This window comes from Chryseobacterium sp. T16E-39 (genome assembly GCF_002216065.1).
GTDB lineage: Bacteria > Bacteroidota > Bacteroidia > Flavobacteriales > Weeksellaceae > Chryseobacterium.
Genome location: NZ_CP022282.1, coordinates 2370256 through 2392294, shown reverse-complemented (window position 1 = coordinate 2392294; position 22039 = coordinate 2370256). Strand labels below are relative to the sequence as shown.

The window sequence follows — 22039 nt, the reverse complement described above, 5'->3', positions numbered from 1 at the left end:
TTGTAATAGTACCCACCTTTGTTTTATAACGATTATAAATCTGTCTAATACCAGCCTCTTCTGGCGGCATTAATAATAGATCCAAGATTTAAAATTAGAGTATATCTGATTCGTCTGCCGTAATCCTTAAATGCCGGTTCAAAACCTAAGGAAGATTGTACGGGAAAGTATACTTCCAGAAAATCAGGAACGATCTTTATTTTGATTCCACTGTCCCAGATAAATTGGGTAGGATTATTCTTATTCTTGTAAAGACCACCATCTGCATAAATATGGAAGATTTTCCAGACACTGGTGTCTACATTCACAGAAGTAATCCATTGGTTAACAGTTCCTGGAATGAAAGATTTAAATCCTCCGTCTGCTAATATAAATTGTTGAGATAAAAGTCCGCTATTAGCACTTTCTCCCAGGAGATTGTAGGAAAATGAATAATTAGAAACTCTGGAAATTCCATAATTAAATGTATTATTCCTTGTTTCATTTCTTACAAAATATCCGGCAAACAACCTGAAACTTAATTTTTGTTTGGGTGCAAATTCCCATCTGTAAAAGCCTTCAGCAGTTATTTTATTAAAGTCTTCCATACCCTGGGTACTTATACTAAGACTTTTTTCGTGGATCATCTGACTATCTGTATATCCATAACCAACACTCCATACATTATATTTGCTATAGTCATTCTTAGCGATCATTAAATCACTAAGATCTCTTTCAAAATAGTTGTAGGATACACTTACGCCTCTGCTTACAGTACTTCTGGGGTTTTTTCTAAAATTAATATTTGAGAAAACAGATCCTTTTCTATAGGCAAGATTGTAATCGTAATGAAAATAAGATGCTGAAACACCAAAAGTCAAGCTTCGAATAACACTCTCAGCAGGAAGGAAAGAATATGATACTGCAGCTGAGCCGGTTAGTTTTCCTGTTCCGGTGCTGTAGGTCGGAGTTAGAGAGTAGAGAAATTTCTGATCGAATAAGGATTGGTTTTTAAAATTAAATCCTAGAAGAAATTTATCATAAGTGTTATTAAATCGGATTCGGGGACTGATATAGATCTCATTAAATTCAGGGTTCGGAATATCTTTTATTAGTTTCAGTTTAATTTTCTTTGCATTTGAGAACAAACCTTTAGAATAAAGGAAATTATCGCGGTATTTTGATTCCGGGAAAATATAATCATTATTCAATGTGATCTTATAAATATCCAATGCCGGTATAGAAACGGTTTTTGTCATTTCTTCCCCGTCTGTTTCTACCCAGTATTCTTTTTTTGTACCTTCAGATGTAGTGGTTTCTAATTTAACAGGAATAGGGGATAAGGTATTTTTGTTGATTTTGATATGTAATGAATCATCTTGCTTTTTAAATTTCTGTAATTTAAAATTGATCCTGTTTTTTTGATTTAAGAAGTTTGTTAAATAACTTGTTCTGCCATCTTTTTCGGAGAGTTCTTTCAAAAAATCTTTAGGGTCAATTTGTTTGTCCGTATTCTTTGCAATATAATTTTTCAGAAGACTGTTGAAGTTATCATATCCCATTTTTTCTGCCGAATAATTGAAGAGACTTCCCGTTTCAAAGCTGCTTACAGCCATGACATTAAAGTTGCTTAAAACGGCAAACTTTTCCCCTATTTTTTGATCCAGATTTTGAGACATGATATATTGATAACTCAGTCCGTATCGATCGATCAGTTTCACATTGGAAGCATGAAATAATTTCAACGGTCTGATTCCAAATATTTTGGCTTCAGGTAACTTCCCTAATAGTTTAGTCTCGCTGTAGAATTTTTTAAGATATTGGATCTCGATATAGGATTTTAGTCCATTTTTAAACCAATGGTTGTCCTGCTTGTCTGTAATGATGCGCTCATCAAGAATTTTTTTAGCAATAATTCCAAGATAATCAAGATCTACTTTTTCTGCATCACTAAACAATTGAAATCTAAATTTCCAGAAAGTAATATCATTATTTCCAAAAAAATCTTCAGTGGCTTTGAATTTTTCTGAAATAAATAACCTTTCAGGTAAATCTCCGATTTGCTCCTTGATAAATTTTAAATGCAGGGGAAGGTAGAATTCTAAATTCTCTTTTTCCTGGGGAGTTAAAGGATATCCAAACTGTATCTCTGTATTAATATCACCACTATGCACATTAATAGAAGGATATTCATTCTGAGAGATCAGAAATTCCGGATCTGAATCTAAGTACCCATTAAAATAATTAGGTTTAGACTGATGGAGATTGCTTTCAATGAAAGAGTTGGGTGGAGTATTAAAATTAATTGTCCAGTATGTGTTGAAGCTTATAGATTCTTCAATGTCGTGATAATTTCTTTTTAAAATATTGTCCGGATCAAAATGATCCGGAACAATAAAGAAATATTTTAAAGCTATATTTTTATCAGAAGTACCATATCCTGTAAATTTCTTATCAGGAAGCTGAATCTGATATTGCAGGGTTAGTTTTACACTTTTGCCTGGGGGCAATGCCTGATCCAGGGGGATAAAAAGATTTTCTTCTGATGTATTGTTTATCGAAACAATTTTATCATCAGTTCCTTTTACAGTTAACTGCAGCAATTTACCCTGTTGTTCTGGTTTTGCGAAATGTAAATCATTATTTCGGTCTTCCAGTTTTCTATAAACCAAGGATGTTCCTCTTTTTTGGTAAGCAGAAACCCAGTTTAAAAGTTTTATAGTTGTTAAATCCTTTTCAGAATTATTATAATAAATAAGTTCTTGGTTGATGTCCAGCATCTTTTTATCTGAAGAAAGTTTCGCTTCAATATAAATGCTGTCTTTTTTTTGTGCAGAAACCTGCACAACTCCCCAAAACAAAATAAGACAAATACTAATCTTTCTCAATGTGGTGATAAAGCATCAAATATAACTCATTTTGTATAGACTTATTAATATTAATGTTCGAATTAACCTTTTTTTAAAGAATCGGTATATGCCTTCCAGCCTTCATTTTTATAAGTTACTGCTGCTGCCTCAGGATTTTCGGATTTATAAATTCCTCTTCCTACGATAATAAAATCGGTATGCAGGTTTTTGAAAACATGTTCCGGAGTATTGTACTGTTGCCCTTTTCCATCTCCTGAATCAGCCAGGTTTACCCCGGGAGTAAAGAGCAGCAGATCTTCAGGGATTTGATTTTGAGAGACTCCTCCAATCACATTTGGATGAGAAAGAGACACTTTAAGAGCTTCTTCCCGATAACTGTTAGTCGTTAATGTTCCTTTGGAAGACATTCCAATAATAGCAACAACCCCTACATTTTTAAAACAGTCCAGAGATTCAAAACCTCCAATCACCTGAGAAGTGACAAAGTCTGCCCAATCAGTAATTTTAAAAACACCGCTGGTAAACTGTAGTTCCTGAGTATTTCCAATATCAGCAAATTTTCTGTCTTCCATTAATAAGAACTGGTGTTTTGCAGCTAATTCTTTAAGTGGAATAATTGTTTTTTGATATTCAAAATCAGAAATAATATCAATATGTGTTTTCAGTGCAATAACGTGTGGTCCTACTTTTTCTGCAAGTTCCAACAATTCTTCGGTCGTAGTAACGTCGGCTGAAGCAATAAGGTTAGATTGCTTATTAATGGCTAATTCTAATAATTTTTTAGAAACAGAATGTTGCGTGGAGTTTAATTTCTGTTCATATGAACTTCTTGTAACTTCTTCAAACTGTATATGATTTCCTAAAAGAAAATCCTGAATTCTTTTTACTTCTTCATCGGATAACTCTCCTGTTTCCTGAAGAATAGTGCATACTTCTGAAATATTAAATAATGTGTGAACTCTGAATCCTTTACTTTCTAAAAGTTGCTTTCCTCCCTGTTCTCTGTCTAAAACCACTACAATATCAGCCACTTTAAGATCTTCCTGCTCAACTTCAGCAATGGTTTCTAATAAAGATTTTCCGGAAGTGATTACATCTTCTACCAAAAGGCAATTCTGTCCTTTCTGATAAATTCCCTCAATCATTTTCTTGGTGCCGTAATCTTTAGCTTCTTTTCTTTTGATGATCAATGGAATATAGCTTTCCAGTGACATTGCTGTTGCCATAGGAAGAGCGGCATAAGGAACACCACAAATTAAATCAAAATTATCCAAAGGAAGCATTTCCAATAGATAGTTAGCCAGGTTTTTTAAAATTTTAGGATCTGAAGCCAAAGGTCTTAGATCTACATAAAAGGGACTTTCTATACCACTTTTTAAAGTGAATCTCCCGAATTTAATGATCCCTAGCTTATAGCACTCCAAAAAGAACTCTTTTTTACTTTCCATTATTTTTTATTAGATGTTGCAAATTTAATGATTTGTAATAAGGCTTAAAAATTTATAATTAAATTATAAATAAAAAGCCACTCCAAAAGTAATGGAATGGCTTTAAATATTATTTTTTTGTAAACTACTCAACAATTTGAGCATTAATTACTTTTGTATTGCCAGCATTTATTTTCTGCTCAGCTTCCCAAAGTAAAAATTTATCAACTTCTTTGATCAGTTTAGGAATGACTAAATATAAAACAGCCAAATCATCTAAAACCCCTAACACAGGCACTGCAACTTCAGGAATTAAGTCGATTGGAGAAATAATATAAAGAATCCCTAATAATGGTAAAATGATATCGATCGATTTCATCGGATAGATTCCTTTTTTCCAATATTTAACCATTCTGAAGATGTCAGGTATTTTTTTGACAAATCCCTTGTGGTTGATGGCTTCCTTAGCCAGATTTAATTTAGAATATTTCATTTTGTGTTTGGTTTAAATAAATTCTTGACTTTACAAAATTCGCAAATTCTATACCAAATAATTATAAAAATTCGTTAAAAGATTTATTTAATAATGTTGTCAATAAATTGGTGAACAGATTCCGTATTCCAATCCCTGTAAGCATCTTCTTTGATAAGGATTCTTCCCGATTTATCTAATAAAAATGTAGTAGGAAAGGCCTTTGGCAGTAATTTTTCAGAGATAGGGCTCTGCGCAATATAAACCGGAACAGAGTAATTGTTTTCTTTAAGGAATTTTCTTATTGCAGGCTCTTCATCCTTCATTGCGATCAGTACAAAATCTACATTTCCTTTTCTCGTGTCATATAATTTCTGAATGGTTGGCCATTCTTTTCTGCATGGAGGGCACCATGTTCCCCAAAAATTTAAAAAAATCGGTTTGTCTTTGAAGTTCTTCAGATTTGTACTTGGAACATTGATCCCCTGCAAATCGATATCATAATCGTCTTTGTTTACAGTCACTGCATTTTCAATGGTAGCAATAGGAAAAAACTGATCTTTCAGGAAATTTCTTACTCCCGGAATAAAAGCAATAACGCCGATAATGATTATGAGTACAATGTATATTATATTTTTTTTCATCTATTATTTTTTATTGTTGCTTTTGAATTCAAAATGGATCGTTTATAATAATTCCAGGATTTCCTGCACTGCATCTAAGCCTCTGTTTTTGGCATAATAAATCTGAAGATCATTATAAAACTGATCTTTTGGATAAGCTTCAGGGTCAGCTTTATATTTTAATAATAAGTCTTTACCATACTTTGGACGGGGACCCCATGAGTTTTTAACTGTAAAGTCATTATTTAAAATAATAACCTTTGGTATCGACTCTGTTCCATTGGTCAAGAATTGATTGATTAATGTTTTGTCTCCGTCTCTAAGGAAAATTTTAACCTCATTATGACCTTCGAAAAATTTAACAAAAGCCGGAACGCTTGCACTGGCATCACCGCACCATACCTCAGAAATGATAAGAATTTTACCATCGAATTTTTTGGTCTGTAATTCAGCAAGCTGCTCCTGATTCGGGACATACTTTTTTAAAGTTCTATCCATCCTTTGAAGACCAAGTTCGTAATAATGTTTAAAATCTATATCGTTTTGATTGTCAGGGTTTTCTAATCTCTGCTTTCCAATATTTATATAGTCCTCGAAACTGATTGCCTTATCCCAATAATCTTTCATTTCTAAAATATTTATGGTTAAAATTGATTTATATTTCTTGTTTTATTAATTAAAAATAGATCTGCCAGTACAAATGCAGCCAGGCTTTCAACTACCGGCACTGCTCTTGGAACTACACAAGGATCATGTCTTCCTTTTCCTTCAACAATAACTGGGTTGCCTTCTTTATCGATACTGTCCTGAGGTCTTAAAATAGTTGCTACAGGTTTGAAAGCAACACGGAAATAAATATCCATACCGTTGGAAATTCCTCCTTGTATTCCTCCTGAAAGATTTGATTTTGTCGTAAAATCAGTATTAAAGGCATCATTATGTTCCTTACCGGTCATTTTTGCTCCGCAAAAACCACTTCCATATTCAAATCCCTTACAAGCATTGATGTTAAGCATAGCCTTTGCGAGCTCAGCTTGTAATTTAGAAAATATAGGCTCACCGATTCCTACAGGAACATTTTTGATCACGCAGGTAATGGTTCCCCCAATAGTATTTCCCTCTTTTTTAATTTCCTTAATTCTGGAGATCATCTTTTCAGCAGTCTCTGCATCAGGGCAGCGGACATCATTGCTTTCTGTCTTCGAAAAGTCAAGATCCTGATAAGGTTTTTCACAGAAAATATCACCTACAGAAGAGACATACGCATTGATTTCTATATTGGGTAAAAGCTGCTTTGCAAGCGCACCAGCCACTACCCAGTTGATGGTTTCCCTCGCTGAGGATTTTCCACCCCCGCGATAATCCCTGATCCCAAATTTTTGATCATATGTAAAGTCTGCATGACTCGGACGATACGCATTGGCGATATGATCATAATCTTTCGATTTTTGATTTTCATTTTCGATAATAAAACCAATGGGAGTACCTGTCGTTTTTCCCTCAAACATGCCTGAAAGAAATTTTACAGTATCACTCTCCTTTCGTTGCGTAACGATAGAAGACTGGCCAGGTTTACGACGATCCAGCTCATATTGAATTTGATCAAGATCAACTGTTAAACCAGCCGGAAAATTATTGATGATTCCACCATAAGCCACACCGTGACTTTCTCCAAATGTTGTAAGACTGAGAAGATTACCTAAAGTATTGAACATAGGGCAAATTTACAGCTTTTTCTTAATATAATAATACCTTTATATTCAGATCTATTTATCGGTATTAATGATAGTATTGATAATATGCTGGGTATCTTTTATCTCTTTATCATTCATCTTCTTCCAGATAAAGCCTTTTTTAAGATTGTTTTTGTTGACAGGCTGCGGGAAAATCTTGGTTTTTGCATTCTCAATCATATAATTAAGTGTCATTGCGGGAAGAGGGCTTGCAAAAGTGTAGGGATAGTTTTTAGAAACATTAAAGTGAAGATCACCGACCTTAAAAGAATGATAATCGGTGGGTTTATATACTGATGGCTGATAAATCTGCTTCTTCTCGAAATCAGCCATGAAATTCGCCATTTTATAGCTGGGAAGGTGTGTGGCAAAAAAAGCTGGGAAGGATAAAAAAATGATGACAAAGAAACTTAATGCTGAAAATGTAATCAATGATCTTTTTTCGTTAAAATAGGAAGAAAACAGGATGAAAAATATCACAAAGAAGGCATCTATAAAGAATCGATACTGAGCAGAGAATAGCAGAACAAGTACTGTTTTTATCACTAATGAGATGGTAATTAAATAGACAATTCTTTTTCTTTTTTTTAGGGAGTAGAGAATCAGTGAAAAAAGACTCACAATAAATAAAATATTGATCTTGGATTTAATTCCATTCAGAAATAACCAGTTTTTAATATAATCCAATAAAGAAAATTTCTGGATTTCTTCAAAAGTGTATTGCATATCATAGGTTTTCTGAACTGCAAAACGGGAAGAAGTTTTTAGTATTTCAGGATTAGGCTTCCATGATATTCCAAGATCACCGATTGAGACCGGAAAAATTGGATAACCAAAAGTCCATATGTTTTTAATAAAGAATAAAATAATGATCAAAGTACCCCATATGAAATTCTTTACATGTGCTTTTACAATCAGGGTTGAATAAAACAGGCTTAGAATAGGAAGCCAGATCATCGTTGGTTTGATCGTGAAAACAAATATCGAAAATGTAAAGAGTAAAGAGGTCTTATTATTACCGGAAACGATTTCATTGAGAATGATTAATGAAAAAATAATGACAGGTAGGTCCGGGCTGGGGGACTGGGAAAACAAAAGCATGACCGGAAGAAAAACAAGCTGAATCCATGATCGTTTTTCAATGATATAAATAGCATACACGATAAGAATAACTGTATTGATTCTTAAAAAAGGATCAGAGAAATTAGAAAATCCTGCCTGAAAGATATGCCACGCTGACATTTGTCCTAAAGTAAGATCAAGATTAGATATCCCTTTTACTAAACCATATTCTGTAAGCCATTTTATTGAGGGAACATAGTAGCCATAGTGGTCCAGGATGTAAGGGTAATAGGAACCACTAAAAAGAATAACCAATACAATAGCAATTAATAATTGGATATGTCTTTTTGAAAATTGATAAAATTCAAGGTATACTCTGTCTTTAAAAAAAAAGAACAGTCCGAGTGCAATCGTTGGTATTTCTACATATATATTGATGGGAATGAAGAATGCAAATAAAGTCCAGGTTATAGTTGTTGCCAGTATTCCGGTAAGAATTTTGGCTGATATACCTGAATATAACGTTTCTGAAAATATCTCCATCATTCTTCCTATCCCTGACAGGGTTGCAATGATGAGGATAGATGAAAACAGAATTAAGATCATAAAAAAAGATTGCTTAAAAATAAGCAATCTTTTATTCTTTTATAGATAATTGTTAATTACGGGGTTTCACTCTGCCATCTTTTCTGTCTCCGGATCGTCCAATTGCATAGCCGGTAGCTCCACCTACAACACCTCCGATTACCGCACCTAAACCTCTGTTGTTTTTACTTATAATGGCTCCTGCTGCTGCACCTCCCACAGTACCAATAATAGTTCCCTTCGCAGCTTTACTCATTCCTTTTTTCTGAGGTGCTTCTTGGGTCGTTCCTTGTGAGCTGCCTTCATTGTTGGCATACGATCCATTATTATTTGAGTTGGATTCGCGATCTCTGTATATTGTTCTTGTTTTTGTAATTACTTTCGGTTCAGAGTTTCTTGCAGCTGCTGCTTTAGCCTTGTTAGACTCAACGATACTGTCTGCTTTTTTCTGAGATTCATAAACCATTTTTTCCTTTTCAATAGCTAACTTTTGTTTTTCTATTTCAAGTTGTTTGGCCTGGAATTCAATTTTCTGTTGCTCCAATGACTTCTCTGCTACCTGATCATCTTTTTTACAGGCTGTCATAATAAATACTGACAAAAGGCCTGTTATTACTATATTCTTCATAATTCAAATTTTTTAAAGGTTACTAAGTCAAAGCGACTTCAGCTTTACTATTATTTTCAATTATGAAGCCAAAATTTAGTTAACTAATGTTAAAAAACTAAAAAGAAATCAAAAAAAATAATAAATGCTTTTAAAATTTAAAGGAAGCGGGTTTATTTATTAGGTTAACTGTCTGATTACTTTTGATATATATTTTACAGCTTTATAATTAAATCATAAGAAAGTTAATTTATACGGAAAATTGTTAATTTTTTATATCTAGGGCACAAAAATTGCGGCATTATAAATAAGCTTTGTTTAAAGTTTATAATCTTCTAAAAATATTATTCATCAATATCCTCAGTTTTTCTGAGGATTTTTATAATAATATAACCTTCATTTAATTGTTGGTTTTAGTTGAGTTCATATAAAATATTTATTTTTGAATACCAAACACCTTATAAAATATGAAAGAATCAGTGGTATTAGACTCTCTGTCTATAACAAGGGATAGCTGTCTTTGTAAATTCATGTTGTCCGAATAACAATCCATAATACAAATTCGTAGGAATAAAGCTGGTAATTAGGTTATTTATTCACATATTCTAGAAATAAATGCTATTTTTATTTTTTTAAAACTATATTTATGGAAATTTTTGATTACTCATTTATACTAAGATCAATTATTTTATTTCTTTTAGGGATGCTTATAATTTCGACTTTTTATCTTGTTCTTAGAAAGAAGAGTTATAAATCAGGTTTTTGGTGTTATAGTAATGACTTTCCACAATCAAAGAAATATTGGAAAAATTAAATTTTAAGATATTCTATTTCGATTCTTGAAATAGATTTTTTTTCATCATTTGTGTTTTTTGCGGCCTCTTAGGAGGCCGTTTGTTATTTCTTCTTTCGACAAATTTTTTCGAAGTTAAGCCTGCTGGTTTTAAAACTCATGGGAATTCACTAACCAGCATTATGAAATTAGAGTTATTTGTTTCAATATCTTTAGGTTTTTATGTGAAATAGCCTTTATTTATCGATGAATTCTTAATTTTTTTGAGATCAATAATTTCTTTTTTTTTATAAAATTCCTACAAAAAATATTCATTTGTATACTAAATGTTATGAAAAAACGATTTAGATTTGTAGGATTAATATTAATAATGATAACTTATGAAGAGATTTTCTATTTTTTTAATACTTCTTCTGTGTTTGATCAATGGAGGCTTGTCTGCACAAGCACCCGCTACATTGCCGTATATTCAGGATTTTTCGACGGCAAATGATCTCACATTGATTAATGGAAGTCAACCTAATAAATGGGAATATGGTTCAGCAACGGGTAATGCTGCCAATTCCATTTATATTTCGAATAATGGTGGGGGGGCTAATGCTTATGACGTGGGTGTTTCCAGTGTCGTTCAGGCATATAGAGATATTGTAATTCCTGCCGGATCTACTATTGCTACTTTGGCATTTGACTGGAAGGCAGATGGAGAAAGTAATTACGATTATTTAAGAGTATGGCTTGTGCCTACTACTTTAACGCCAACAGCGGGAGTACAAATTGGAACTGGTGGAGGTAATATCCAACTGGGTCAATTTAATCAGAAGCCAACATGGCAGACTTATCTTAATACCACTTTGAACATCAGTAGTTTTGCTGGAAGTACAATGCGATTGGTATTTGAATGGAGAAATGATACAAGTGCAGGAACACAACCTCCTGTAGCAATTGATAATATTAATTTGTCAATTCCTACATGCCTTGTTCCTACAGCTTCACCTGTTTCTACCATAACTTCAAATTCCGCTACAATAGCATGGACTGCTCCCACTCCTGCACCGGCTAATGGATATGCGTACTATATCAGTACTTCGAATGTGCCTCCAGTTGCTGGGACAACACCAACAGGAACTACAGCAGGGACATCCGCAAACATTACAGGTTTAACACCTAATACGACTTATTATTGGTGGGTGAAATCAGTTTGTAGCCCGACCGACAGTAGTATTTGGGCTACAGGTGCAAATTTTACAACGACACAGATCGCTGCAACGATTCCATATAGTCAAAACTTCTCTACAGGTAATGATCTAGGATTTACTAATGGAACTCAAGTTAATAAATGGGTGTATGGTTCTGCAACGGGGAACCCTGCAAACTCTATTTACATATCGGATAATGGTACTGCTAATACGTATACAACGGGTACAAGCAGTGTTGTTCATGCTTATAGAGATATTATTATCCCGATTGGAACTACGGCCGCTACTTTGGCATTTGACTGGAAAGCAGATGGAGAAAGTAACTATGACTTTTTAAGAGTTTGGTTAGTTCCGGCTTCTTTCATGCCAGTTGCAGGATCTCAGATTACAGCAGGTGCCGGAAGAATTCAATTAGGTGCTAATTACAACCAACAAACAAGCTGGCAGACTTATTTTAATACCAATTTAAATTTGAGCAGCTTTGCAGGTTCTACCATGCGATTGGTGTTCGAATGGACGAATGACAGTAGTGGAGGTACCCAACCTCCGGTAGCTTTGGATAATATTAATCTTGCCATTCCTACGTGTGTTGTTCCTTCTGCTTTAGCAGTGAATGGGGTAACCGCTACTGGTGCGACTTTAAGTTGGACGGCTCCAACTCCTGCACCTGGTAATGGATATGCTTATTATCTAACAACGACCAATACTCCTCCTGTTGCAGGAACGCCTCCAACCGGAACAAGTGCTACAACGTCAGTGAATTTAACTACTCTTGCTCCTAATACCACTTATTATTGGTGGGTGAAATCTGTTTGTAGTTCAACAGATAGTAGTTTTTGGATTTCGGGTCCAACTTTTACAACAACCCAAATACCGGCAACCATTCCATATAATCAGAATTTCTCTACAAATAATGATTTCGGATTTACGAGTGGAACTCAGGTCAATAAATGGGCTTATGGCAGTGCTACAGGTAATCCAGCCAATTCTATTTATATATCCAATACGAATGGAACAACCAATGCATATGCGACTGGTTCAACAAGTGTAACGCAGGCATATAGAGATATTATCGTTCCTGCAGGAGCATCCATTGCTACTTTATCTTTTGATTGGAAAGCAGATGGAGAAAGTACTTATGATTATTTAAGAGTATGGTTGGTTCCAGCATCTTTTATGCCTACAGCGGGAGTTCAGATTGCTGCAGGGGCTGGAAGAATTCAAATAGGAAACAATTATAACCAACAGACTACATGGCAGACATTCATTAACAATACTTTGAATATCAGTAGTTTTGCAGGAACAACAATGCGTTTGGTATTCGAATGGAGAAATGATGGAAGTGGAGGAACTCAACCACCTGCAGCTATTGATAATGTAAAATTACTTATCTGTAATACAACAACACCAGTTGTAACATTAAGCGGTATTACTCACAATGCAGCAACAGTAACATGGCCTCAGGATAATGGGGGAGCTTCATATATTGTAAGATACAGGCCAGTAGGTTCAGGTGGTGCGTGGACTTCAATAAGCATACCGGCTGTTGCAGCTCCTGCAACTACGAATACCTATAATTTATCTGCCTTATTACCTGCAACTCTTTATGAGGTTGAGGTAGCGGCAGTTTGTAACAGTGTTCCTGGTGTATATTCACACAATGAATTTACTACAAAATGTGATCCTACGCCTCCGAATGTTACAGTAAGTAATATTACAACAACTTCTGCACTGATCACTTGGGGACCACTTGCAGTTAGTTCGTCTTATAAAATGAGATACAGAATTGTAGGAAGTGGTAACGCAGGTTGGAGTGCAGACATCATATTGCCATTGGCACCAACAAATACTTATGCATTGACAGGTTTAAGTGTTTACACTACCTATGAAGTTCAGATTGCCAACAAGTGTGATAACGAAACAACTTATAATGGATGGTCTTCTCCAGCGGTATTTACTACAGAGAGAACATGTGATTTACCTCCTCCGGGATTAACGATCACTCAATTAACAACGACCTCGGCAACCGTAATCTGGGACTCTTTCCCTGGTGCTACTTATATCTTAAGATATAGAAAAGTTGGTATTCCTAGCTGGACTACTGTTACAATTACAAACAATAATTATATTATTACAGGATTATTGGAGCTGACGAAATATGAAATGGAAGTAGCTAACATCTGTGGTGGTACACCAGGAACTTATACACTTCCTTATTATTTCACTACACCTACCGTGATCTATTGTCCAATGAAATCTACAAGTTCAGCATCTGAATTTATTTCAAAGGTTACGGTGAAGCCAAACGGTAAGCCAACTATGGAGAGCACTACTGATGCTACTAATTATTCTGACTTTACAGCAGATACAACGAAATTTATAAACCTTGTTCAGGGTTCAGGAGGTAATGAAATCTCTATTGAAAAATCATGGACAGGAAATACTTACGATGAAGGTATTGCTGTATGGATTGATTTTGACAGAAACGGAACTTTTGATATTGATGAAAGAATCCTTGTTTCTTCACCGAATACAACGACTCCTATTAAAGGAACATTTAGTGTGCCTGTGGATGCGTTTATCAGTACAACAGATTATAAGTATGTGGTGATGAGAGTTGCTATGCAGAGAGATGGTATTCCTGTAAACTGTACAGGTTTTGCCAATGGTGAGGTTGAGGATTATACAGTAAGGATTTCTAAAAATCCGGTGCCAAATGCGACAAATCAGACGGAAATTCTGATTTATCCTAACCCGGTTAGCTCTGTATTGAATGTGAAAAATATTAGTAAAAGAGCTAATTATAAATTGTATAATGCTGCAGGTCAGCTTGTGAATAGCGGAATCATCTTGAATAATAAGATTGATGTAAGCAGATTGATAAATGGAGTGTATGTTATAGACATCGAAGATGCGCAGGGTACAGCTCAAAAGAAATTTATCAAAGAATAAAGTTTAAATAATTATAAAAGGAATAAGCTCTCAGAAATGAGGGCTTATTTTTTTATGGTCATCATTCATAGGGATGTATTATTTAAATTAATTCATTAAATAATGAAATATATAAAATAAATTATTACCTTTAATGTTGTGATAGTCAGGTGTTTGTTTGGGTGTTTGATGCTTGTTTGTTTTGGACTTTTCAATTTGCTTTTAATTATTAGTGGGGAAGTGAAGAAGAATTTAATTTCACAAGAACACATTAACATAAAAACTAATCAAATGAAAAACAAAATTATTCTATTGGGGATTCTTGGATGCATGAGCGTATCCAAGGCTCAAGTTGGTATCAATACCACTGTTCCTGCCGCTACCTTAGATATTGTCGCTAAAAATATATCTGGTACAAGTGTAGATGGTATCATTGCACCCAGAGTAGACAGGCTGAGAGCTTTCACTATGTCAGGTGTTCCCAACGGAACTTTGGTGTACGTAAATGATATTTCCACCGGAACGGCTACGGGCCAAACGGCAAATATGGATGCAACGGGTTATTATTATTTTGAAGGAACCGCATGGCAAAAATTTGCAGGAAGTGGTGGTGGTGGAAATACTATTTACAATGCAGATGGAATACTTAACGGAAATAGAAATGTGAATCTGGGAGGCAATAGTTTAGGATTTACCGGAACGGGAAATGTTGGAATTGGTACTGCTGCTCCTAATAGCGATGCTATCCTGGAAACTTCCGCAATCAATAAAGGGCTCCTGATGCCAAGAGTAGCTCTTACCGGCACAGCCTCGCCTGCTCCTTTAGCTTTACATACTGCCGGGATGCTTGTATATAATACTGCTACTGCAGGGGTATCACCCAATAATGTAACTCCGGGAATATATTATAATGACGGTTCAAAATGGTACAAAACAAACCAAACATCCGGAACTCAAAGCGGATCAAGTGTGAATTATCAAGGATTTATTGATGCGAATACGGTTACTAATTCTGTTGTTCAGCTGGGAGATCTTCAGGTAAGATATAACGGTACAAATACAGCGGGATATATTTCTTTTAAAAATATGACCAATCATCCAATCTATGCGTATTACTTTGCTGTATGGGGACATACAAGTAATTCAAGCACAACCTATAATGGACCTTACACATTGCAACCCAATATTTGGGTAGATACCTATAGCTATGGAGCCCAGAATTCTGAAGGGACCATTATGCAGTTTGATACCTATGATCCGACTCCTACTGACGGTACTACTGTTAAATCATATAATCTTTCTACAAGAATGTTTTATGCTTCTGAAGTTGGAGCAGTAGGGGACTATATGTTTATGAGATTCTTTAGAAATTAGTATTTGATTTCAGATGAGATAAGATGCGAACGATATGAAATAAAAGTTTTAATTGTATAGAACCTCTTGTAGTGATGCGGGAGGTTTTATTTTTGATTAAAAATTTTTGGAGATGAAGTTCAACTATGGGATGTAACTCAAAAATAAAAACTTCCCATGATTTAGGAAGTTTTTGAAAAATGGAATATGAAAAATTTGTATTTAAATATAGAAACAAAGAGGATACCGAGTAATTCTTCTGTTTCTATATTATTATTTCTTGATGATTTTAATATTTTGAAAAACATCATCCGTGTATTGGACACTTAGAATATAGTTACCATTTGTGAAGGCTGAGAAATCAATTTTACCATTTCTGGCATTGAAATCAGGGATTGTTTTTAATTTCCTTCCATCCATAGTATAAATTGTAATATTTTTAATTACTTTTTCTGATTGTAAGAATGCTATATTTCCGACCGGATTGGGATAAAATTCAAATTTTGAAGCTTTTTCTTCATGTACGGACAACAGGCTGGTGTCAAACTGTTTGGATAAGTTCTCAGAACATGAATTTCTATGTATCGTTAGGGTAATGGTATAAATACCCGGTGAGGAATAATGATGGACTGGGTTGGCTGCTGTTGACGTGATTCCGTCACCAAAATCCCATAAGAGCGCCGTATAATTTGCAGATAGATTGATCAGATTTACATTTTGCCCAGAGCCGGTGATGGTGAATCTTGCGTTTGAATGAAAGACATTGGCATTCCATTGTGCAGGATTACTTAAAAATGTATTCCCTGCCGTTTGCTGATAGTATTCAGCTTTATTCTGAATAAGTCCGCCATAAAAATTTGACGGAAAGACAGGAGTTTGAAAAATGGTACTGAATACAGTTGAAGCAACAAGATAACTTCCCTGGAGGCTTGGATGAACGTCATTAAAAGAGCCATGTAGTGCAAGATCCTCTGTGGCTGTATAATGAGCCCTTGCTGCTTCTCCGGCTGGAATTATTTCAACCTGCATAAGAGTAGACATCTTGGTAATTGAATCCTTGATCATTTTTTGAACTGCAAAATAGGTAGCATATTCATTTTGAGCAGGAACCCCATATGGTATTTCATAAAGGAAAATTTTAGAGCACGGACTGTATTTTCTAATCGAGTCTTTTATCATATTACCCCGTTGAGCAGTGAGAGTTACTGGATTAGAGGCTCCTGCTGATTCCCCGGTTCCCGGTTGCATAATTACATATTTGTAGTTTTTGGACTTTATTTTTAAAAATAACGAAGCATCATTGACATGGTTTAGAAATCCGGCTCCTCCTACGGTATGAGAGGTAACTTCAATATTTTTCCCTTTAGATACGGCAATGCTTTTAAAAAGTTCAGGCATATCATTAAAATAAGTCATGCTATTACCAATAAATAATACATTATCTGCCTGGGCAAAAAGTACCGCGGAAAAATGTAGCAGTAATATAATGAGGATATTATGTATGGTTTTTTTCATTGGGTTTTTGTTTTTTATTAGTTAAAATAATACCTGCGAACAGAAATCATCCACAGGTATTAAAAATAAACTAACGGTACGAAATTACTTCTTAATTAGCTTTGTGTTATACGTTTTGGATTCACCAGCAATGGTAATAATATACATTCCTTTTATGAGGGTCGATACGTTAATTTTCTGGCCTTCCAGCTTACCTTCCAGGACTAGTCTTCCGTCTGCACTGTAAATCTTATAATCTGCTTTCCCTTTTAAGTTCTTAACCTCTACAAAAGTGTCGGCAGGATTTGGATAAATCTCTATTTCAGATTTGGTCTCTTTTACTTCATTTACTGCAAGGGCATCTGTAATTTTCACTGGGAAGTCTCTGAATGAACCTGCTGAAATTGTCCCACCTCCGGTAACGGGAACAGATGGGCTTCCACATGGGTCATCTATACCATTAAAGAATGTACTTGCTACTCTCATTCTTAAAGTCTTATCTCCTGAATATGCGTTTGCGGGAACAGTAAATACAATGGTTCCGTTATGTCTTTTATTAGCATTAGGAATTGCATTTTTAGAACCTACTTTTTCTGATGCTTCGAAAATACCATTTCTGTTATAATCTATCCATACCTGAAACCAGTCGTTATACTGATTGGACCTGTTGGCATAATCTGAATAAGTTAAAGTATATTGAGTCCCTTTGATTAAATTGATCATTTTAGCAGGATCTTCACTATAATCTTTATAAGTATTTGCAATGTCATTTAATGTATTGCCTCCAGAATAATTCAGGTTGGATACCGTCATTGATAAAAGAGCACTGAAAAGGGGGCTGAGTGTATTATTTCCTCCCGTTGTCATTAAACAATAATCCACTCCCGTTTTCAATCCTTTTGTTTTAAAAGCATAATTGCTTGAAAATGTTCCCGGAACAGTATTTACAACTGCAGCAACCTGTGCTTCGTAATTGGTTTCATCTTCAAGGTTATTTAGAACTACAGAATTGGTTGGACTTGTTGTGTTGGACCAGTTTGCAGCACCGGTTTTTCTGTAATTGATAGAATAGGTCGCACCTGGTACACTATTCCAGCTTAGTCTTGCTGTTGTTTTGAAAACTTCTGTATCAATGGCCATGACCCCGGTAGGAGCATTATTGGTTGATGTAGGAGCCGTTCCAATAGTAACCTGTGGAGATACAGCATAGAATATGTTTCCAATTGCGGATATTCTAAATTTAACGGCCCCGGTTAAGTTACCTGGCATTTGTGCAGAGTAGCTTCCTGTGTTTGGAGTAGAGGCTACAAGATCGGTCCATGTGGTTCCATTGTTGGAAGTGTAATCTATTTTTACATTAGCTACATTATATGGAGCTACATTAGTATTTGCTACCTCCCATTGGATTGTATTTGAAGCATTATTATACAATACTGAAGAAGCGGTAAGTCCATTAAATTTAAATGGGCCAGTATTTCCAACGGTTACTGTCGTTTCAGAAGAGGACAACATAGGTCTTTGTGCATTTTCATCTCTTACTGTTACCGCATAGTGTAAGGTTCTGGGAATATAAGGTACTGTTTCCCATTCAGCCTTATTGGTTAAATTACCCGACATCACAGTTGATAAACTTGGGAAATATCTTCTTCCGCTTGCTGTTCCGAAACGAGATCTTGCCAAAGAGCCCTGAAGGTTATATCCCCATCCGCTGTCTCCTGAAATTGATGCGAAACTATCAACACTATCGTATTGCTCCCATGTATAATTTAATGGGTCATTTTCAGTGTCTGCGGCATTGGCATCCAGATAATATGGAGTTCCTTTGGGAATCGTATAAGCTGTAAGAGGTGAAATTGCTGGGGGAGTGTTCACCACAATCTCCTGAGCTATGCCACAGTTAGGTTTGCTTTCAAGGGTCGTTAAAACCTGATCAATAGATGCATAATGAAAATAAGCATCAGAATTTAACTGTACGTTATCCTGCGTAATTCCAGCGTAGCCCATAATGGTTGTTCCACCTCCAGGTTCTACATTTACTCCTGAACTTTCTGTACTCTTTGAGAAAGTATGATTGGCACCCAATTGATGTCCCAGCTCATGAGCGACATAATCGATATCAAAGGAATCTCCACTTGGAGGACCATTTTGAGGAGAAGTGAATCCAGACCCTTTTCCTTTTGGTTCTGCCACTGTAGGGTTTACACAAATATTACCAATACCGCCTGCGTTACCGCCTCCTCCGGTAGCACCGAATAAGTGGCCGATATCATAGCCGGCATCTCCTACATTGGCTGTTAATGTATTTTGCAGCTCTAAATTCCATGCTCCGCCAGATCCAACATCTCCATCAGAATAGGGGTCTGTGGCAGCATCTGCATAGATGATTCCCGGCAAATCCTGAACGAGTAACTTAGCGCCAAAATCTTTTTCAAATACCCCATTCACACGGGTCATTGTTGTATTGATTTGTGCAGCAGCCCCGGCAACTCCACCAAAAACCTGAGTGTATTCACCCGTAACAGACAGTGCTAATCTATAGGTTCTGTACTTTGTGCTTGATGGTCTGCTTGTGATTCCTATTTGGGAAAGATTTTTTTTTCCGTTTTTTTGCAGTGCTTTGATGTCACTGAAGTTTTTTTCACCGGTTGTACATTCAAAACCATGTTCTCCACTTGTTCTCTTTGTTTTATAGAAGACACCATAGGTTTGTTTATCCAACGTTATGGGTTCAATAAACTGATACTTTCCATCTTTAATGATCATGGACTGCATTTCAGTTGGAGAAGTGCTGAACCTTACATATTTAGACGGGTCATCAAACCCTACTCCTACATATGATCCTAATTGATACCTTTCAGCTAAACTTTTTTCAACAACAGGATCGCTGTATACAGCAAATTTTTCAATTTTCCCTTCAGCAGTAGGAAGAGAAACGATAACAGGTTTTGCTCCTTTTCCTGTTTCTACTGCATCTTTTAAAAGGCTTCTGAGTGAAGCCAAATCAACTTTGAAAGCATGCTGTACTTCTACCTCTTTTCTTATTTCTGAAGTTTTTTGTGATACCTTTTCCCACCTTTGTGCTTGTACCTTGGAAAAGCCGGCCACCAGCACACAAATAAGTAGAACTTTCTTTTTCATAAATATAATTTAATTATTAAACGGTTTTCTATTAGTGTCAATCTCTAGGTGGGAACATATGATAATAAATCAGCCTGAAAATGAAGTAAACAAACTATAACTGCTTATTATTAGAATTGACGAAAATTTCCATTTGTATTTTTTTTCAAAACTACTTATTATCTTAATTTATAAAGGATATTTAACGGGTTGATATACAGATTGTAGTATGTAATACGTATGTCTTTTTATGTAGTGGTAAAAAATAAGTATATTAGTTTTGTATCTGGGAAAAATTATTAAAAAAAACAATGATTAAGGAATTATTATCAGTCATTTTTACTTTTTGCTTATTTATACTCTCATTTTCTCAAAGTTTGGGAGAAAGGCAGTATAAAGACATGATCTATGGGATCAATTTTTCGACGGCAAGCGATAAAGAGATCAAAAAGATAGAAGGCATTGTCGAAACATGTGAAAAATCTAACTACAAAGAATGTGTTGCTTTAGGATATCTTAAAATTGCAAATATTTATAGTAAGAATAATAATATAGAAAAATCCTTCAGTTATAGCAGTAAGGTTGAAAAATTAATTACTGAAGATACGGATGATGAAATTGTTTTTTATTTACACGCCTTACAGTTTGGATCCTATATGAAATTAGGAAAGAGAATGGACGCCAGAAAAAAACTGGATGAGATCTCGGTAAGGATGAAAGGGAATCCTTATTTTGATTACCTGCTTAATTGGTATTACGGAGATTGGTATTATGATATGGGGGATACAAAAAAAGCACTATTGTCTTATAAAAAGGCCTATAAACTTGCAAAAATATTTAGAAAAGACACTAAGAAATATATTTCTAAAGCAACAAAAAGTAAAATCAGTAACAGTTATACAGCGACATCCAGCCTTGGGAGGGTTTATCTTGATTTAGGCAAAAGAGACTCTGCTAAAATATATATTGATGAAGCATTAAAGGATGCAGAAAATATAAGCGAGGTAGAGCATACTTACTATTCTTCGCTAATTGCAGCAAGATATTATCTTGAAGTAAATGAGTATGAGAAAGCCCAACATTATTTATGGGTGTGTAAAAAAATTGCCAATACCTACTATAAGAGCGAAGGATATGTAAAAGCAGTTAATACATCTTTGTTAGCCTTATACGAAAAAATGAAGGTAAAAGATAGCATTAATTATTATTCGATAAAATTGCTGAACGAAGAAGATGTGAATAAGAAGCACAATAAAAATGTAAATGATGCCATTGATAAGGAAAAAAATGGAAAGCAGACTTTACAAGAAGATCAAACGAGTAAATTGAAATATATACTGATTCTGATATTTCTTCTTTGTGCTATTTTGGTGTATTTTATATTTTTCTTTTACAGGAAATACAAAAGCAAAAGTTTAGACAAAATAGATATACAAATTGATCGTCCTTCTGTATCGGATTATCATGTATTTAACGAAGTAACATTGCTGGCTAAGCAGAATAGCCCTGAATTTTTAACCAGATTTAATGATTATAATCCTCACTTTACCGAGAAGCTTTTAAACATTACCAATTTAAAAAGTTCTGAAATAAGATTTTGTGCTTATCTCTATCTCAATTTTTCAACGAAAGATATTGCCGAGTACACGCATACTTCTGTAAGAACTGTACAGACAAAGAAATACAACCTTAGAAAAAAACTTAATATTCCCGGTGATGTGGATATATATTTGTGGTTTAATGATCTGGGAAAATAGGGGAATGTAAAGCAATACGATAGATGGTAAAGAATAATCG

13 protein-coding genes are annotated in these 22039 nt (G+C 34.9%); 3 read left to right on the top strand and 10 right to left on the bottom strand.

Annotated elements, in window-relative coordinates; genetic code table 11:
- Positions 1-44: 44 nt before the first annotated feature.
- From CEY12_RS10825 to CEY12_RS10790, 8 genes are all read right to left on the bottom strand, one after another.
- Positions 45-2867, bottom strand: coding sequence for an aminopeptidase (locus CEY12_RS10825; RefSeq protein WP_228409838.1), 2823 nt, complete (start codon positions 2865-2867; stop codon positions 45-47).
- Between the two features lie 62 nt (positions 2868-2929).
- On the bottom strand, positions 2930-4297 hold the full coding sequence (gene pyrF, locus CEY12_RS10820; RefSeq protein WP_089027705.1) for an orotidine-5'-phosphate decarboxylase: 1368 nt from the start codon (positions 4295-4297) through the stop codon (positions 2930-2932).
- Between the two features lie 124 nt (positions 4298-4421).
- A complete protein-coding gene (locus CEY12_RS10815; protein WP_089027704.1) occupies positions 4422-4769 on the bottom strand; it encodes a YkvA family protein in 348 nt (115 codons plus the stop codon).
- Between the two features lie 83 nt (positions 4770-4852).
- A complete protein-coding gene (locus tag CEY12_RS10810; RefSeq protein ID WP_089027703.1) occupies positions 4853-5392 on the bottom strand; it encodes a TlpA family protein disulfide reductase in 540 nt (179 codons plus the stop codon).
- Positions 5393-5434: 42 nt separating this feature from the next.
- Entirely contained in the window at positions 5435-5998 is a 564-nt protein-coding gene (locus tag CEY12_RS10805) for a thioredoxin family protein (protein ID WP_089027702.1), read from the bottom strand.
- A 17-nt stretch (positions 5999-6015) separates the two neighbouring features.
- Positions 6016-7086: a chorismate synthase gene (gene aroC, locus CEY12_RS10800; protein WP_089027701.1), complete on the bottom strand. Its 1071-nt coding sequence runs from the start codon at positions 7084-7086 to the stop codon at positions 6016-6018.
- A gap of 51 nt (positions 7087-7137) precedes the next feature.
- Complete coding sequence (locus CEY12_RS10795) at positions 7138-8772, bottom strand: LIC_10190 family membrane protein (RefSeq protein WP_089027700.1); 1635 nt, start codon at positions 8770-8772, stop codon at positions 7138-7140.
- A 52-nt stretch (positions 8773-8824) separates the two neighbouring features.
- Complete coding sequence (locus CEY12_RS10790) at positions 8825-9379, bottom strand: YMGG-like glycine zipper-containing protein (protein ID WP_089027699.1); 555 nt, start codon at positions 9377-9379, stop codon at positions 8825-8827.
- Positions 9380-10531: 1152 nt separating this feature from the next.
- Here CEY12_RS10790 and CEY12_RS10785 point away from each other — a divergent pair.
- Both CEY12_RS10785 and CEY12_RS10780 read left to right on the top strand, forming a co-directional pair.
- Complete coding sequence (locus CEY12_RS10785; RefSeq protein WP_089027698.1) at positions 10532-14299, top strand: fibronectin type III domain-containing protein; 3768 nt, start codon at positions 10532-10534, stop codon at positions 14297-14299.
- 270 nt (positions 14300-14569) lie between these two features.
- Entirely contained in the window at positions 14570-15652 is a 1083-nt protein-coding gene (locus CEY12_RS10780) for a hypothetical protein (RefSeq protein WP_157676806.1), read from the top strand.
- A gap of 252 nt (positions 15653-15904) precedes the next feature.
- Here the strand turns inward: CEY12_RS10780 and CEY12_RS10775 are convergent, their stop codons facing one another.
- Together CEY12_RS10775 and CEY12_RS10770 are read right to left on the bottom strand one after the other, a co-directional pair.
- Positions 15905-17146 (bottom strand): PKD domain-containing protein, encoded by a 1242-nt coding sequence (locus CEY12_RS10775; protein ID WP_089027696.1) that lies wholly within the window; start codon positions 17144-17146, stop codon positions 15905-15907.
- An 84-nt stretch (positions 17147-17230) separates the two neighbouring features.
- Entirely contained in the window at positions 17231-20263 is a 3033-nt protein-coding gene (locus CEY12_RS10770) for a reprolysin-like metallopeptidase (protein WP_089027695.1), read from the bottom strand.
- Between the two features lie 290 nt (positions 20264-20553).
- Between CEY12_RS10770 and CEY12_RS10765 the strand changes: the two genes are divergently transcribed.
- Complete coding sequence (locus tag CEY12_RS10765) at positions 20554-21999, top strand: tetratricopeptide repeat protein (protein ID WP_089027694.1); 1446 nt, start codon at positions 20554-20556, stop codon at positions 21997-21999.
- Positions 22000-22039 lie beyond the last annotated feature (40 nt).